The organism is Streptomyces sp. NPDC048600, from assembly GCF_055587025.1.
The window spans coordinates 163,635-179,787 of record NZ_JBVJGZ010000011.1; the positions used below are offsets into that span (position 1 = coordinate 163,635).

Here is a 16,153-nt window from a genome sequence, read left to right on the forward strand (position 1 = left end):
CCGACACCCGCCGTGCCCGGGCAGCACCCTCGCGCCGACCTCGCCCGCGCCGATCGCGCAGCGGGTGCTGATGTCCCGCGCCACGGCTACTGTCGAGGAGGCGTTCCGCGCCCGGCGCGGGGCGCGGACACCGGTCGCGAGAGCGAATGCCGCGAACGCCGGTCGCGAGGGCGAGAAGGAGTGTGGTCGGCGTGGCCCGGAACCGTCGGTTGATCCTGAGTCCGCCGTCGAGAGTCTGGGGCCTGCTGTCCGACGGTCACCGCTACGGGGAGTGGGTGTCGGGCACCCAGCAGGTCATCGCCGCGGATCCGCGGTGGCCGGAGGTGGGCGCACGCCTGCGGGTCCGGGTCGGACTCGGCCCCCTCACCCTCGACGACAGCTGTGTGGTGCGCATCTGTGAACCGCAGCGCCGTCTGGAGCTGGAGGCGAAGGCCGAGCCCTTCGGCGCGGCCCGGATCGCGATGAACCTGATCCCGTGGGGCGAGAACACCCTGTTCGTGCTCGAATGGCACCCCCTGCGCGGCCCCGGCACCCGGATGCACGGACTCCCCGTGGACTACGTCGTGTCCATCCGCAACGGCATGATGCTGACGAAACTGGCCCGGATCGCGGTACGCGAGCAACAGGACGGCGCCCGGCCCGCATGAGGCGCTCCTCCGCTCCACGAACGCGCCGGGAGCCCCGTGCGGGCCGTCCCGGACACGAGGTGTCACCGCGCCGCGGTCACGGAGCCCAGTACCGGGCGAGCGCGCCCTGCCGGTAGGGCGTCGGGCTGACACTGAGGTCACCGGCGAAGGGCCGGTCGAGGACGAAGACCAGCAGCAGGCTGAAGCCGATGAGCGCGGCGACGGAGGCGACGAAGAGCAGCTGGATCCTCAGCCGGCGCATGCCGTAGAGGAACGTGAGCGGGATGAGCACGAGGGCTCCGCCGAAGGCCAGGATCTGGAGCAGCGGCGGGAGTTCCTGCTCGGCCATGGTCAGCCGGGCCCGGCGCTGGCCGGCGACGTCGTTGAGGCGGGCGACGGCCTCTTCGTAGAAGACCTGTTCGCGCGCGGTCCTCGGCTCGTACGACTGAAGCGCGTCGAAGGCGGCCTCCAGCTTGTCGGCGGTGGCCCCGTAGGCGGGCCGGCCCGCGCGCATCCGCGGCCACTGGTCCTCCACGACCGCGTGCACATAACCGCTGAGCGCACTGTCGACGCGGGCCTGGACAGGGGGTGGGAAGGCGGCTGCGTCACGGGTGATGAGCGCGATGTCGGTGGCCTCGGTCGCGACGATGGTCTGTGTGCTGTCGAGCTGGGTCCAGAGCGTGACGATGACGAACGCGAGGATGATGCCGTAGATCGCGCCGAACATCCCCAGCGTCACCCCGACCATGTCGTTGTGCTCGCCCTCGGCCAGTGACGGGTACCTGCGGCGGAGCAGCACGCTGCCGGCGACGGCCAGGACGACGGTCCCGCCGACGGTGATGACGGCCAGGGTGAAGGTGCTGAACTGATTGAGCAGCCAGAGCGACATGTGCGGGGAGCCTAGGGGCTGGACGGAGGCCCTCGAGCGCCCCGGGAGCGAGCGGGCGCGGTGATCACTGGCTCCGGGTCCCCGCAGGTTCACACCATCGGGTGACGGGCCGGGTCTCGCCCGGCGAGGGCGCACGGGGTGGCGGTCCGCGCGCCCCGCGCGCCCGGCCACGTCAGGCGGGCTGGTCGGGTGAGGTGCCCGTGATCACCGAGAAGGAGCCGCCCTGTGGGTCGGCGAGCACGGCCATGCGGCCGGCGGCCATGTCGAAGGCCGGAGCCAGGACGGTGCCGCCGGCCCGCACCACGGCCGCCTGGATGTCGTCCACGCCGTCCACGTGGAAGTACGGCTGCCAGGACGGGGGTACACCCGGCGGCAGCTTGCTCAGGTCCATCATCCCGCCCACGGCGCGCCCGCCCACCCGGAACTCGACGTAGTCCTCGGCGCCGGGAATCTGCGAGGGGGCCGTGGTGACGGGCAGGATCGCCGAGTAGAACGCGGACGCCGCCGCGAGGTCGGGGGTGGTCAGCTCGTTCCAGATCAGCGCGCCGTGCTCGTTGACGATGGCCGCGCCGTCGAAGGTGCCGGGCTGCCACAGACCTACGACCGCTCCGGCCGGGTCGGCGATCACGGCCATCCGGCCGAGGTCCATGACGTCCATCGGTCCCATCACGACCGCGCCTCCGGCGTCGGTGACGGCCTTGACCGTGGAGTCGAGGGAGTCCGTGGACAGGTACGTCGTCCAGGCCGTCGGCGGCAGCGGGTCGGGCACCGTGCCGTCCGGGTTCATCGCCTTCATGATCCCGGCGACGGGCCTGCCCTTGAGGGTGCAGACGGAGTACCCGCCCTGCTCGGCTGGGCCGATCTCGCCCTGCCAGCCGAAGAGGTCGCAGTAGAAGTCGAGGGCCGCCTGCTGGTCGGGGGCCATCAGGTCGATCCAGCACGGCGTGCCGGGCTGGTAGGGGCCGTTCATGTCGGGCACGTGATGCCTCCGGGGTGCCGGTCGGGCGCTCGGGCGCCCGGGGAAAGAACCGGCCGTCCCCTACCCGGGCCGGAGGTGTGGAATCGGGCCGTACGGGTGAAAGCACCCCGGTCCCGCACTCGCGGGGGCCATCGCCGGCGACCGCTCGCACGGCCGCGGGGCATGGGCGGACTCCCCCTCACGCTAGACTTGCAGAGTTATGCAATTCACTAGTTCTAGGATGCGTGGACGGGGGTTGTGCTGTGGCCGGGTTCGAGCAGGCGGCGCTGGACCGGATCCGTGTGGCGAGGGACCGCCTGGCCGCCGCGCGGGAGAACGACGACGACTTCGAGGCGGCGCAGGCCGCCGACGAGCTGGAGGACGCGCTGCGTATGGCGCGTGACCACGGCGTCCGCGTCGACGAGACACAGGGCCGGTGAAGGCGCCGGCCCCGGCCGGTAGCGGGACGCCGCCGACGGCGCGCAGCACAGACCGAGCACTTCCGAATGGAGGCAGGAACCCGTGACGGACGACCAGCACGCGCAGTCCGCCGCGCCGGACCAGGAGCGGTCGAAGGAGAACGGGGTCGCCCTGCGCGTCTTCTTCTACGTCTTCGGCACACACCTGATCGCCGGTTTCGTGTACCTGCTCTTCTACCTGGGCCAGCACGCCCAGAAGTGACCTGGGCGCCGCGGCCGCTCGGGCCGGGCGGCGCGGCTACTCGGGCCGGGCGGCGGCTACTCGGGCCGGGCGGCGCGCAGGTCGGCCAGGAGCTCGGCCTGCCCTTCGAGGACGCCGGAGAGGATGTGCCGGGCGACGCGCAGGAGTTCGGCGACGTCGGGGCTGGTGAGCCGGTAGTACACGTTGGAGCCCTCGCGACGGGTGACGACGAGGTTGGCCTTGCGGAGCACGGCGAGCTGCTGGGACAGGGAGGCTGCCTCGATGCCGACCTCGGGCAGCATCTCGGCGACGGCGTGCTCGCGCTCGCTGAGGAGCTCCAGGACGCGGATCCGGGCGGGGTGGCCGAGGGTTTTGAAGAACTCGGCCTTGAGCTGGTAGAGCGGGGTGCTCACCTGCGTGTTCCCGCTGCCGTCCTCGGCCGTGTTCGTCATGCGTGTGCGCGGCACCTCGTCCACCCGAACTCCTCGTGGGGACCCCGGGACGTGGGGCCCCCGCCAACATGCTGTGACCTCTACAATTGCAGATTCCTGCAACTGATGGACACCCATGGCACCGACCGGGCCGACGGGCCGCCTCCCAGGGTGTTCCGGTCGCCGCCCGCCGGGCCGCGCGGGTCAGGCCTTCTTGAGGAACTCGGTCCTGAGGACCAGCCCCTTCACCTTCTTGGTGTTGCACTCGATCTCGCCCGGCCGGGAGGTCAGCCGGATGTTCTTGACCAGGGTGCCGCGCTTGAGGGTCTCGGAGGTGCCCTTGACCTTGAGGTCCTTGATCAGGGTGACCGAGTCGCCGTCCGCGAGCGGGGTGCCGTTGGAGTCCTTGACGATGATGTCGCTCATGCTGCTGTGTCCTGTTCGGGTGGTGGGGTGAGGGTGACGTTCACAGGGGCAGGGTGATCCAGATGCTCTTGCCACGCCCGTCCCCGTCGGGGCGTACGACCGCGGTGCCGCCCAGTTCCATGGTCATCTCGACGACGGTGGCCAGCCCGCTTCCCGGTACGGCGGCCATCGCCCCGTAGAGAGCGGGCAGGTAGGGGTGGCGGTCGTGCACGGCGAAGGCGAACGTGTCCCGGCCGTGGGCGTAGGTGACGGTGACCGTCGGCGAGAGGACCGCGGCGTGCCGGACGGCGTTGGTGACCAGCTCCGCCACGATCAGCAGGGCCGGCCCGACGGTCGGATGCCGCAGGCTCACGCCGCAGTCGGCCAGCACGTCCTCCGTCGTCTGCCGGGCCACGCGCACGGCGGCGCCGGTCGTGGGCAGCGTCAGCACGTGCCGCAGGTGCAGCGCCTCCACGTCGGCGGTCATCGGGACGCCTTCCGGATGCGGTGGGAGGGGTGCGCGAGCAGTCCGGCCCGCTCCAGATGCCTGCGGGCCCCCGCGATGGCCTCGGGGGTGGTGCCGTACTCGCGGCCCTCGCTGCGGAGGAGGTCCAGCGCGCCGACGGAGGCCAGCACCTGGCGCTGGCCGGAGCGGATGCCGGAGGTCATCACGGCGATCCCGCGCCGGTCGAGCTTCTCCACCGCGTCCTTGAGGACCAGGGCGCCGGTCGCGTCCATGGTCGTGACCCGTGACATGCGCAGGATCACCACCTTCACGTCCGCCACCTCGGTCAGCTCCAGCAGGAAACGGTGGGCGCCCGCGAAGAAGAGCGGGCCGTCGATGCGGTACGCGACGATGTGCTCGGCCAGCAGGGCGTGCTCCTCGTCGCTGTGCTCGCCGGGCAGGTCGGGACGGAAGTCGACCTGGTCCATGCGGGCCTGGGCGGCGACCGCCCGCAGGGCCAGGGCCCCGGCGACGGCGAGGCCGATGATCACCGCGTAGACGAGGTCGAGCACCAGGGTCGCCGCCGCGGTCAGCACCAGGACCACCGCGTCCGAGCGGGTCGCCCTGGCCATGGCCCGCAGGGAGCCGACCTCGACCATCCGGACCGCGGTCGCGAGCAGCACCCCGGCCAGGGCGGCCAGCGGGATCCTCTCGACCAGCGGGGCGGCGGCGTACACGATCACCGCGAGCACGGCGGCATGGGTCAGCGCGGCGAGCCGCGACGAGGCCCCGGAGCGGACGTTCACCGCCGTACGGGCGATCGCCGCGGTCGCCGGGACGCCGCCGAACAGCGGGGCGGCCAGGTTGGCGACGCCCTGGCCGAACAGTTCCTTGTCGGGGTCGTGCTGCTGCCCGACCGTCATCCCGTCCGCGACCGTCGCCGACAGCAGCGACTCCAGGGCCGCCAGCGCCGCGACCGCCACCGCCGGAGCCAGCAGCGACCCGGCCGCGGAGACGTCGAGGAACGACAACGACGGCGCGGGCAACCCGGACGGCAGCTCCCCGATCGGCGCCGCACCCGGCAGATCGAAGACCTGAACCAGCACGGTCGCGGCGATCACCGCCACGATCGAGAACGGAACCGCCGGGCGCCACCGCGCCCCCAGCAGCATCACCGCCGCCACACCCAGGGACAGGCCGGCCGCGGTCCACTGCGGTTGCGCCGCGAACTCCGCCACCGCCCGCCAGGCCACCAGCAGGACCCTCTCGCCCTCGGGCTGGTCCACGCCCAGGGCGTTCGGGATCTGCTGGAGGCCGATGACACAGGCGATGCCGAGCGTGAAGCCCTCCACCACCGGCGCGGGCACGTACCGCATGTACCGGCCGGCCCGCAGCAGGGCCAGCCCGACGAGCAGCGCTCCGGCCATCAGGCCGACCATGAGCACACCGCCCGGCCCGTACCGGGCCACGATCGGCACCAGCACCACGGTCATGGCCCCGGTCGGCCCCGACACCTGGAGATGGGAGCCGCCCAGCAGGGCCGCCAGAGCGCCCGCGACGACGGCGGTGGCGAGGCCGGCCTCCGCGCCCAGCCCCGACGAGACGCCGAAGCCCAGCGCCAGGGGCAGCGCGACGATCGCGACCGTCAGTCCGGCCAGCAGGTCACGGCGTGGATCACGGCCCATCGCCGCGAGATCGGCACGGCTCGGCAGCACTGCCCTCACCCGGCGTGCCGCCCGGGCCGGAAGCGGGTTCACGACGACCGGACCCCCGTCGTACACCGGCGCCCGGTCCGCCCGGGCCGCCTCGGCAGCGCACGGAAGCGGCTGGACGTCGTCCGATACAGCGGAACCGGCACCGTCTCGCACCCCTCTGCGCCAGGAATAGTCGGGCGTTGTGCCCGCGGCTACCTACGGGCACAACGACCACAGCATCTATTGAATTGCAGATATTTGCAATTCATGGAAGCTGCGACGGCTCCACGGCGTGAACGTCGAGCCTGTGCGACTGCGCCCGAAGCGGAGTGGAACTGATCAACTCCCCCCTGGCGTCATGCCGTTCATGGCACAGGGCGGCAGCACGATGGGCGAGGAACCGACCTTGTGGGAGCTTCTGTTGGTCTTCGCCATGATCGGCATCGTTCCCACCGTCGTCGGAGGGATGGTGGTCCTCGGCGTCGTCGGACTGACGATGTGGGCGACCGCACCACTGAGGCGACGCAGGCGCGCACGCGCCGGGGACGGCGGGGGCCCTTCTGACGGAGATCCGTCAGAAGCGCCCTAGCCGTGCAGGGCGAGCACGCAGAACTCGTGGCCCTCCGGGTCGGTCAGACAGGTCCAAGGGACGTCGCCCTGGCCGAGGTCGAGGCCGATGGCGCCGAGGGTCCGCAGCCGCGCCACCTCCGCCTCCTTGTCGTCGCCCGGGCAGGGCAGCAGGTCGAGATGGACACGGTCCGGCACGGTCTTCGCGCCGGGCGTGCGGAGAAACTCCAGGTACGGGCCGACGCCCTGGGCGGAGCGCAGCACCGCCTGCTCGTCGGTCACCCGGTGCAGGGTCCAGTCCAGCGCCTCGCCCCAGAACGCGGCCATGGCCCTCGGATCCTCGCAGTCGACCACCACGGCGGCGATCGGCCCGGTGTCCCGGTAGACCTCACGGGGCTCCAGCACGCAGAACTCGTTGCCCTCCGGGTCGGCGAGGACCGTCCACGGCACGTCGCCCTGGCCCACGTCGGCGGGCGTCGCGCCGAGAGCCTCGAGGCGCGCGACCAGTTCCGCCTGATGGGCCGCCGAGGTGGTGGCGAGATCGAGGTGGGTACGGTTCTTCGTCGCCGTCTTCGGCTCCGGGACGGGAACGAAGTCGATGCCGATGCCGACCGGTTCGGGCCAGACGCCACCGCCCGCGGGGCCGACATACGTGGTGACACCGGCGTCGTGGGCACTCCAGCCGAGCGCGTGCGCCCAGAACCGGCCGACCGCCGAGCTGTCGAGGGCCTTCACGTTCACATGAACGGGTCGCAGTGCCATGCCGGCGATCCTATGCACCCGCTCCGCACCCGACATCCGCGCCGGGGCGGTGCGGTCCCCACGGGACCCGCACGGGACGCCCCGGGGTGCGTGCCGGTCATGTGACCGGTCCTCGGCCCGGGGCGTCCCGTACGGGTGCCCGCCGGATCAGACGTTGCGCCGGTACTGTCCGCCGACCTCGAAGAACGCGTCGGTCACCTGCTGCAGGGAGCAGACGCGGGCGGCGTCCATGAGGACCGCGAAGACGTTGCGGCCCTCCATGGCCGCGGTCCTCAGTGCCGCCAGGGCCTCGTGCGCGGGCTCCTGGTGGGCGGACTGGTAGCCGTGCACACGGTCAAGCTGCGACTGCTTCTCCGCCTCGGTGGCCCGGGCCAGCTCGATGGCGCCCGGCTCGGCGGTGTCGGCGTTCGGGTTGCGGAAGGTGTTGACGCCGATGAGCGGCAGGGTGCCGTCGTGCTTGCGCTGCTCGTACAGCATCGACTCGTCCTGGATCCGGCCGCGCTGGTAGCCGGTCTCCATGGCACCGAGGACGCCGCCGCGCTCGCTGATCCGCTCGAACTCGGTGAGCACGGCCTCCTCGACCAGGTCGGTGAGCTCGTCGATGACGAACGACCCCTGGAGGGGGTTCTCGTTCATCGCCAGGCCCCACTCCCGGTTGATGATCAGCTGGATGGCGAGGGCGCGCCGGACCGACTCCTCCGTGGGGGTGGTGACCGCCTCGTCGTAGGCGTTGGTGTGCAGGCTGTTGCAGTTGTCGTAGATCGCGATGAGGGCCTGGAGGGTGGTGCGGATGTCGTTGAAGTCCATCTCCTGGGCGTGCAGCGAGCGGCCCGAGGTCTGGACGTGGTACTTGAGCTTCTGGGAGCGCTCGTTGGCGCCGTACTTCTCCTTCATGGCGACGGACCAGATGCGCCGGGCGACGCGGCCGAGGACGGAGTACTCCGGGTCCATGCCGTTGGAGAAGAAGAACGACAGGTTCGGCGCGAAGTCGTCGATGTCCATGCCGCGCGCCAGATACGCCTCGACGTAGGTGAAGCCGTTGGCGAGGGTGAAGGCGAGCTGGCTGATGGGGTTCGCGCCGGCCTCGGCGATGTGGTAGCCGGAGATGGACACCGAGTAGAAGTTGCGGACCTGGTTCTGGATGAACCACTCCTGCACGTCGGCCATCATGCGCAGCGAGAACTCGGTGGAGAACAGGCAGGTGTTCTGGCCCTGGTCCTCCTTGAGGATGTCGGCCTGCACCGTGCCGCGCACGCTGGCGAGGGCCTTGGCGCGCAGTCCGGCCGCCTCCTGGGCGGTCGGCTCGCGGTCCTCGGCGGCGCGGAACGCGTCGAGCTGCTGGTCGATCGCGGTGTTGAGGAAGAACGCCAGGATGGTCGGGGCGGGTCCGTTGATGGTCATGGAGACCGAGGTGGTCGGCGCGACCAGGTCGAAGCCGTCGAAGAGGGCCTTCATGTCGTCGAGCGTGGCGACGGAGACGCCGGAGGTGCCGACCTTGCCGTAGATGTCGGGGCGCTCGTCGGGGTCGCGGCCGTAGAGCGTGACCGAGTCGAACGCGGTGGACAGGCGGGTCGCGGGCTGGCCCTCGGACAGCAGCCGGAAGCGGCGGTTGGTGCGGAAGGGGTCGCCCTCGCCGGCGAACATGCGCGCCGGGTCCTCGCCGTCCCGCTTGAACGGGAACACGCCCGCGGTGAAGGGGAAGCGGCCGGGCAGGTTCTCGCCGCGCCAGAACCGCACGAGTTCGCCGTGGTCGGCGTAGCGGGGCAGGGCGACGCGGGGGATCTTGTTGCCGGAGAGGGACTCGCGCACCAGCTTGGTGCGGATCTCCTTGTCCCGGACCTTCACGACGAGTTCGTCCTCGGCGTACTCCGCGACGACGGCGGGCCAGCCCTCGATCTGCTCGGTGACCTCGTGCGGGAGGGCGCGGCGGGCGCCGTCGAGCAGGGCCTCGACACCGCTGTCGTCGGAGCCGGCCTCGACGAGTTCGTCGCGGACGGCGGCGAGGCGCTGGACGCGCCGGGCGGCCTCGGCGAGCACGAGGGACTCGGAGTGGTACTTGCGGACGGTCTCGGTGATCTCGGCGAGGTAGCGGACCCGGTCGGAGGGCACGACCTGGCGGATGCCGGAGGAGTGCCGGACGTCGACCGCGGGCAGGGCGCCCTCGGACAGCGGCAGGCCCTTCTCGCCGAGCAGGGACCTGAGGTGCTGGTAGAGCGCGGTGACACCGTCGTCGTTGAAGGTGGCCGCCGAGGTGCCGTAGACCGGCATCTGCTCGGGGCGCATACCGAACGCCTCGCGGTTGCGGATGAGCTGGCGGGCGACGTCGCGCATGGCGTCGAGGGCGCCGCGGCGCTCGAACTTGTTGATCGCCACCACGTCGGCGAAGTCGAGCATGTCGATCTTCTCGAGCTGGGAGGCGGCGCCGAACTCGGGCGTCATCACGTACAGGCTGGTGTCGACGAAGGGCACGATGGCCGCGTCGCCCTGGCCGATGCCGGGGGTCTCCACGACGACCAGGTCGAAGCCGGCGGCCTTCACGACGTCGATCACGTCGGACAGGTGCTCGGGCACCTCGCGGCTGCCGCGGGTGGCGAGGCTGCGGAAGAACACCTGGCCGCCGTCGAGGGAGTTCATGCGGATGCGGTCGCCGAGCAGCGCGCCGCCGCCCCGGCGGCGGGTGGGGTCGACCGCGATCACGGCGATGCGCAGCTTGTCCTGCTGGTCGACGCGGAGCCGGCGGACGAGTTCGTCGGTGAGCGAGGACTTGCCGGAGCCGCCGGTGCCGGTGATGCCCAGGACGGGGACCTGGCGCGACGCGGTGGCGGCGCGCAGCTCGTCGAGGAAGGAGGCGGGCAGCTTGCCCAGCTCGGCGCCGGTGACCGCGCGGGCGATGGCGAACCGGTCACCGGCGAGGACGGCGGCCGCGTCGGCGGGCTTGGTGTCCCAGAGGTCGAAGTCGCAGTCGGCGACCACGGAGTTGACCATGCCGGCGAGGCCCATGCGCTGGCCGTCCTCGGGCGAGAAGATCGTCACTCCGCTCGCGCGCAGCCGGGAGATCTCCTCGGGCACGATGACGCCCCCGCCACCGCCCACGACCCGCACGTGGTCCGCGCCCTGGGCGCGCAGCGACTCCACCAGGTACTCGAAGTACTCCACGTGTCCGCCCTGGTAGGACGAGACCGCGACGCCGTGCGCGTCCTCCTCGAGCGCCGCGTCCACGACCTCCTTCACCGACCGGTTGTGTCCGAGGTGGATCACCTCGACGCCCTGCGACTGGAAGATCCGCCGCATGATGTTGATCGATGCGTCATGGCCGTCGAACAGGGCTGACGCGGTGACCAGGCGAACGGGATGCACGGGGCGGTGCAGATCACTCATGGGGCCCTCCGGACCGGACACTGGAACGTGACTCGCAGAGATACTAGGACGTCCTACTAAATCACAGGCAGGCCTGCCTGTGTGACCAGGCGCACAGCGGCGGGCCCCCGAACCGCGGGCCGGGCCCGATCCTCGGTCAGGGGGACCCGGCGGGTCCGGAGAGCCCGTCGTACGGGCCCGGGCGGGCCGCGGGCGCGTCGTACGCGCCGATGAGGCGGAGCTGGAGCATCGCGGCAAACCGGGCGGACGGGTCCTGGAGGTCGATGCCGCCGACCTCCGTCACCCTGCGCAGGCGGTAGCGGAAGGTGTTCGGGTGGACGAACAGGCGGGACGACGCCGTCACCACGTCCCCGAAGGCGTCCAGCCAGGCCCGCAGCGTCTCGACGAGGTGCGCGTCGTGCCGGGCGTCGTACGCCGCGAGCCGCGCCAGCGGGCCGGAGGGCTCGTCGCGGCGGGCGGCGGCCAGGTCCCGCATCTCCAGCAGTACGGCGTCGGCGTATACGTCGGCGATCGCCGCGACCCGCCGGGACATGTGACTGCCGAGCAGCACGCGCAGCGCGCGGTCGGCGTCCTCGCGCGAGCGGGCGAGGGCGGCCGGTTCGGCGGCGACCGAGCCGATGCCGACGACGGCGCCCGCGCGGTCGCCGGTGCGGTGCAGGAAGTCCGAGGCGACCTGGACGGCCCGCTCCCGGGCGTGGTCGGCGTCCGGGGCGGCGGGGGTCACCGCGTAGGCCACGTCGCCGAGCAGCGCCACGGCCGCGCGCGGCTGCACGGCGGACAGATGCACCGCGAGCGCGCTCGTCAGCCGCTGGCGTTCGACCGCGTTGCGGGCGTGGTCGCCGCCCCCGGCCGGTTCGACGCCCATCGCCATCACGAGCAGGGGCGCCCCGGCCAGCCCGAGACGGCCGAGCGCGGCGACGGCACCCGTGCCGCCCTCCAGGGCCGTCGCGACCAGGTCGGCGCGCAGCCGGTGCTCGGCGTCCGCGCCGGCCCGGAAGCGCAGCATGTGCAGGGCGGCCAGTTTGGCCACCTCGCGGAAGGCCCGCTCCCGTTCCGGGGTCAGCGGGTCGCGCACCGCCGCCCACACCGACCCCAGCACCTCGTCCCCGGCCCGTACACCGATCGCCACGCGCGGCAGGGTCACCTCGTCCCCCAGGTCGGGCGCGGGGATGTGGACGACGCGGTCGCTGAAGTACAGCTCCCGGAAGACGCCGTGCTCCTCCTGGATGCGCAGATACCGCTCGGGCACCCGGCGGGCGAGGATGCTCGCGACCCGCGCCGGGTCCGCCTCGTCCTGCCGTCCGGAGAACGCCAGGATGCGGCTGTCGCGGTCCTCGATGGTGACCGGGGCGTCCAGGAGCGTGGCGATGGCGTTGGCCAGGGCGAACAGGTCGCCGGACGGCAGTCCGCCGAGCGTCTGGCCGCCGGGCTCGCCGACGTCCCCCTCGGCCAGCAGGGTGCGGAGCATCGCCGCCAGCTGGGCCCAGGAGGCCCCGGGCGTCAGCGCGAGCAGCGCCACACCGGTCTCGGCGACCACCGCCTCCAGCGCGCCCAGGTCCTCGGCGGGGCCGCGCACGACCAGCGCCGCGGCGCCCCGCAGGGTCGGAAGCCGCAGCAGGTCGGCGATCTGCCGCTCCCCCGTCACGCCGACGCCGAGCACGACGGCGTGCTCGGGGTACAGCTGCTCGTCGTACGGATCGTGGATGCCGACGCCGCCGATCGCGGTGGCCTCGCCGGGGTCGCCGTGGACCAGTTCCAGCAGGGTGGGGCCCAGATCCCCGAGCACACGGCTCAGGCTCCGGGCGGATGGCGTCGACATGGGCCCGATCATCTCCGCAGGCTAGGCGCCCTGTGCGGGGCATGCGTTCGTCGGTGGGTACGAGATTACGGCCCCTGGTTCGTCGTGGCGTACGAACTCTCCGGCGGCCGGGCTCTGGGGGGTGTCCGTCTACCGGTACGCACCGCGCGACGGGGGGAGGGCGTGCTGCCGGGGTCCGGGCGCACCCGTCGGCCGGTACGCACTCCGCGGCGGCGGGTGAGCGCGTGCGGCGTACGTCTGCCGGCACACACCATCGACGGCTGGAGGGCGTGCCCGGCTCCCGGCGCGCCACGTCTGCCGATACGGCAGCCCCGCGACGGCGGGAGGGCGCGGGCAGGCGCGTTCGTCCCGGCCGACGAACCCGGCCGCCCGGCTTCGGCGCGCGGCACCAACCCCGCGCCCTCCGGTCTTCCTAACGTGGCAGCCATCCCACCCAGGAGGACCACCCGTGCAACCTCACGCACCCTCGCCCGTGCCCCGGGGCGACGGCCCGCGGCTCGACGCGATGCTCGCCGACCTCGAAGAACTGGTCACCTGCGAGTCCTACTCCGCCGACCACGCGGCCCTGGCCCGCAGCGCCCGGGTCGTCGCCGACCAGGGCGGCAGGCTGCTCGGCGGCGCCCGCCCGCAGATCCTCGACGTCGAGGGCGTCACCCACCTCCGGTGGACCTTCGGCACGCCCCGCGTCCTGCTCCTCGGCCACCACGACACGGTCTGGCCGACCGGTTCCCTGGCCTCCCACCCCTGGTCGGTGCAGGACGGCGTCGCCCGCGGACCCGGTGTCTTCGACATGAAGGCCGGCCTGGTCCAGATGTTCCACGCGCTGTCGGCCCTGCCCTCCCTCGACGGCGTCTGCGTCCTCGTCACCGGCGACGAGGAACTCGGCTCTCCCACCTCCCGCGCCCTCGTCGAGGACCTCGCCCGCCGCTGCGCGGCCACCCTGGTCCTGGAACCCTCGGCGCCGGGCGGGGCGCTGAAGACCGGCCGCAAGGGGGTGTCGATCTACGACATCACCGTGCGCGGCCGGGCCGCCCACTCCGGCCTGGAACCCGAGAACGGCGTCAACGCCGCCGTCGAGCTGGCCCATCAGATCCTCGCCCTCGACCCGCTCGCCGCGTCCGTCGTGGCGGACACCGGCCCGGGGACGACCATCACGCCCACCGTGGCGTCGGCGGGCACCACCACCAACACCGTCCCCGCGCTCGCCCGTGTGAACCTGGACGTCCGCGTGCCCACGGCGGCCGCGCAGGACGAGGTGGACCGCCGGCTGCGCGAGCTGGCGCCCCGGGTCCCGGGCACGCGCCTGGAGATCGACGGCGGCCCGAACCGGCCGCCCCTCGACCCCGACGCCTCCGACGCGCTGTTCGCGCTCGCCGCGCGCACGGCCGGCGAACTGGGCCTCGCCCCGCTGCGCGGCGCGACCGTCGGCGGAGCCTCGGACGGCAACTTCACCGCCGGCGTCGGCTGCCCCACCCTGGACGGACTCGGCGCCGTCGGCGACGGGGCGCACGCCGACCACGAACACGTCCTGGTGGCCGCCCTGCCCGACCGCGCCCGACTGCTCACCGGGCTGGTGGGTGCGCTGCGATGAACACGCCCGACATCCGCACGCTGCACCGTGTCGAGGACCTCGAAGCCGTCGCCCTCCTCTACGCGGGCATCTGGGGCACCGACCCCGCCTGCCCGCCCGTCTCCCCCGAGGTGATGCGCGCCCTCGCCCACGCGGGCAACTACGTAGCCGGTGCCTACGAGGACGGCCGGCTCGTCGGTGCCTCCGTCGGCTTCTTCGGCGCCCCCGTGGGCACCACGCTGCACTCCCACATCACGGGCACCCTGGCGGGCCGCGGCATCGGCCTGGCCCTCAAACTGCACCAGCGGCAATGGGCGCTGGCGCGCGGCCTGACGCGGATCACCTGGACCTACGACCCCCTCATCCGCCGCAACGCCCACTTCAACCTGACCAAGCTGGGCGCCCGGCCCGAGGAGTACCTCACCGACTTCTACGGAGCCATGGACGACGCCGTCAACGGCGGTGACCCGTCCGACCGTGTCCTCGCCGTCTGGGACCTCACCGCCCCCGTACCGGCCGCCGCCCCGGACCCCGCGCGGACCGGGCCCGACACGGTCCCGGCCGGTGCCGAGCACGGCCTCCTCGACCGGGCCGGACTGCCCGTCACCACACACACCGGCGCCGCGACCGTCCTGATCGACCTGCCCGACGACATCGAGCGGCTGCGCCGCACCGACCCGTCGGCCGCGCGCGCCTGGCGTCTCGCGCTGCGCGACGTCCTGGGCGGCCTCCTCGCGGAGGGCGCCCGCGTCACCGCCTTCCACGCCCGACGGCGGTACGTCGTCGAGCGCCCTTCGACCACGCCGTACCGACCCGTTCAGGAGCCCACTTCATGAAGCCGAAGATCACCGGCGTCGAGCTGCGCCGTATCGCCATGCCGCTCGTCGCCCCGTTCCGCACCTCCTTCGGCGTGGAGACGCGCCGCGACGTCCTGCTGGTCCGCGTCGTCACCACGGAGGGCGAGGGCTGGGCGGAGTGCGCGGCGATGTCGGAACCCCGGTACTGCGCCGAGTACGTCGACGGCGCCCAGGACGTGATGCGGCGCTTCCTCGTCCCCGCCCTGCCGAAGGACGGGGTGGACGCCACCGGGGTGGGCCGTGCGCTGGAGCCCTTCACCGGCCACCACATGGCGAAGGCGGCCCTGGAGACGGCGGTGCTCGACGCCCAGCTCCGTGCCTCGGGCGAGTCGTTCGGCGGCTACCTCGGCGCGGCGCGCGACCGGGTCCCCTGCGGTGTGTCGGTCGGCATCATGGACTCGGTGCCCCAGCTCCTCGACGCCGTCGAGCGGTACGTCGCCGAGGGCTATGTGCGCATCAAGCTGAAGATCGAGCCGGGCTGGGACGTGGAACCGGTGCGCGCGGTCCGTGAGCGGTTCGGCGACGACCTGCTGCTCCAGGTCGACGCCAACGCCGCGTACACGCTGGTGGACGCTCAACACCTTGCCCGTCTGGACGCGTTCGGTCTGCTGCTGATCGAACAGCCCCTGGCCAACGACGACATGGTGCAGCACGCGCGGCTGGCGAAGCTGCTGCGGACCCCGGTCTGCCTGGACGAGTCCATCGAGTCCGCCGCTCACGCCGCCGCGGCGCTCTCCCTCGGCGCCTGCTCCGTCATCAACGTCAAGCCGGCCCGCGTGGGCGGCTATCTGGAGGCGCGCCGCATCCACGACCTGGCCCGCGCCCACGGTGTCCCGGTCTGGTGCGGCGGCATGCTGGAGACCGGCATCGGCCGTGCCGCGAACCTGGCCCTCGCGGCCCTGCCCGGGTTCACTCTGCCCGGCGACACCTCCGGCTCCCACCGGTACTTCGCGACCGACATCACGGAGCCGTTCGTGCTGGCGGACGGTCATCTGGAGGTCCCCACCGGCCCGGGACTCGGCGTCGAGCCGCTGCCCGACGTCCTGGACGAGGTGACCACCTCCCGCGAGTGGCTGCCGCTGTAGCGGCGAA

15 protein-coding genes are annotated in these 16,153 nt (G+C 72.7%); 6 read left to right on the plus strand and 9 right to left on the minus strand.

The genetic code is table 11. The features are described 5' to 3' along the window. Nucleotides 1-191 precede the first annotated feature (191 nt). Nucleotides 192-647, plus strand: a complete 456-nt coding sequence (locus tag ACZ6SQ_RS17475; protein WP_469562504.1) for an SRPBCC family protein — start codon at nt 192-194, stop codon at nt 645-647. A 76-nt stretch (nt 648-723) separates the two neighbouring features. Here the strand turns inward: ACZ6SQ_RS17475 and ACZ6SQ_RS17480 are convergent, their stop codons facing one another. Next, the gene (locus ACZ6SQ_RS17480) at nt 724-1,515 is read right to left on the minus strand and encodes a bestrophin-like domain (protein ID WP_469562507.1); all 792 of its coding nucleotides are present in this window, start codon (nt 1,513-1,515) and stop codon (nt 724-726) included. 172 nt (nt 1,516-1,687) lie between these two features. Then, nucleotides 1,688-2,485 (minus strand): VOC family protein, encoded by a 798-nt coding sequence (locus tag ACZ6SQ_RS17485; protein WP_469562675.1) that lies wholly within the window; start codon nt 2,483-2,485, stop codon nt 1,688-1,690. Nucleotides 2,486-2,736: 251 nt separating this feature from the next. On the opposite strand from ACZ6SQ_RS17485, the gene ACZ6SQ_RS17490 reads away from it, so the two are divergent. Both ACZ6SQ_RS17490 and ACZ6SQ_RS17495 read left to right on the plus strand, forming a co-directional pair. Continuing rightward, entirely contained in the window at nt 2,737-2,913 is a 177-nt protein-coding gene (locus ACZ6SQ_RS17490; RefSeq protein ID WP_386382558.1) for a hypothetical protein, read from the plus strand. An 82-nt stretch (nt 2,914-2,995) separates the two neighbouring features. After that, nucleotides 2,996-3,154, plus strand: a complete 159-nt coding sequence (locus ACZ6SQ_RS17495; protein WP_469562511.1) for a DUF6126 family protein — start codon at nt 2,996-2,998, stop codon at nt 3,152-3,154. A 56-nt stretch (nt 3,155-3,210) separates the two neighbouring features. Here the strand turns inward: ACZ6SQ_RS17495 and ACZ6SQ_RS17500 are convergent, their stop codons facing one another. From ACZ6SQ_RS17500 to ACZ6SQ_RS17530, 7 genes are all read right to left on the minus strand, one after another. After that, entirely contained in the window at nt 3,211-3,546 is a 336-nt protein-coding gene (locus ACZ6SQ_RS17500) for an ArsR/SmtB family transcription factor (protein ID WP_386382661.1), read from the minus strand. Nucleotides 3,547-3,768: 222 nt separating this feature from the next. Next, a complete protein-coding gene (locus tag ACZ6SQ_RS17505) occupies nt 3,769-3,990 on the minus strand; it encodes an alkylphosphonate utilization protein (RefSeq protein ID WP_386382564.1) in 222 nt (73 codons plus the stop codon). 40 nt (nt 3,991-4,030) lie between these two features. After that, complete coding sequence (locus ACZ6SQ_RS17510; protein ID WP_469562514.1) at nt 4,031-4,456, minus strand: ATP-binding protein; 426 nt, start codon at nt 4,454-4,456, stop codon at nt 4,031-4,033. Then, nucleotides 4,453-6,171 carry a SulP family inorganic anion transporter gene (locus ACZ6SQ_RS17515; RefSeq protein WP_469562517.1) on the minus strand — a complete coding sequence of 573 codons (1,719 nt, stop codon included), beginning with the start codon at nt 6,169-6,171 and terminating at the stop codon, nt 4,453-4,455. The genes ACZ6SQ_RS17510 and ACZ6SQ_RS17515 overlap by 4 nt, the downstream gene beginning before the upstream one ends. 522 nt (nt 6,172-6,693) lie before the next feature. Then, entirely contained in the window at nt 6,694-7,437 is a 744-nt protein-coding gene (locus ACZ6SQ_RS17520) for a VOC family protein (RefSeq protein ID WP_469562519.1), read from the minus strand. 147 nt (nt 7,438-7,584) lie between these two features. Next, on the minus strand, nt 7,585-10,815 hold the full coding sequence (icmF, locus tag ACZ6SQ_RS17525) for a fused isobutyryl-CoA mutase/GTPase IcmF (protein ID WP_469562521.1): 3,231 nt from the start codon (nt 10,813-10,815) through the stop codon (nt 7,585-7,587). Nucleotides 10,816-10,951: 136 nt separating this feature from the next. Continuing rightward, complete coding sequence (locus ACZ6SQ_RS17530) at nt 10,952-12,634, minus strand: PucR family transcriptional regulator (protein WP_469562523.1); 1,683 nt, start codon at nt 12,632-12,634, stop codon at nt 10,952-10,954. A gap of 505 nt (nt 12,635-13,139) precedes the next feature. Here ACZ6SQ_RS17530 and ACZ6SQ_RS17535 point away from each other — a divergent pair. Genes ACZ6SQ_RS17535 through menC form a run of 3 tightly spaced genes read left to right on the plus strand, consistent with a single transcriptional unit; the run spans nt 13,140 to nt 16,146 of the window. Beyond that, nucleotides 13,140-14,225, plus strand: a complete 1,086-nt coding sequence (locus ACZ6SQ_RS17535) for a M20 family metallopeptidase (RefSeq protein WP_469562678.1) — start codon at nt 13,140-13,142, stop codon at nt 14,223-14,225. Further along, nucleotides 14,222-15,040 carry a GNAT family N-acetyltransferase gene (locus tag ACZ6SQ_RS17540; protein WP_469562527.1) on the plus strand — a complete coding sequence of 273 codons (819 nt, stop codon included), beginning with the start codon at nt 14,222-14,224 and terminating at the stop codon, nt 15,038-15,040. Before ACZ6SQ_RS17535 ends, ACZ6SQ_RS17540 begins: the two co-directional genes overlap by 4 nt. Then, nucleotides 15,037-16,146 (plus strand): o-succinylbenzoate synthase, encoded by a 1,110-nt coding sequence (gene menC / locus ACZ6SQ_RS17545; RefSeq protein WP_469562529.1) that lies wholly within the window; start codon nt 15,037-15,039, stop codon nt 16,144-16,146. Before ACZ6SQ_RS17540 ends, menC begins: the two co-directional genes overlap by 4 nt. The last annotated feature ends 7 nt before the right edge of the window (nt 16,147-16,153 follow it).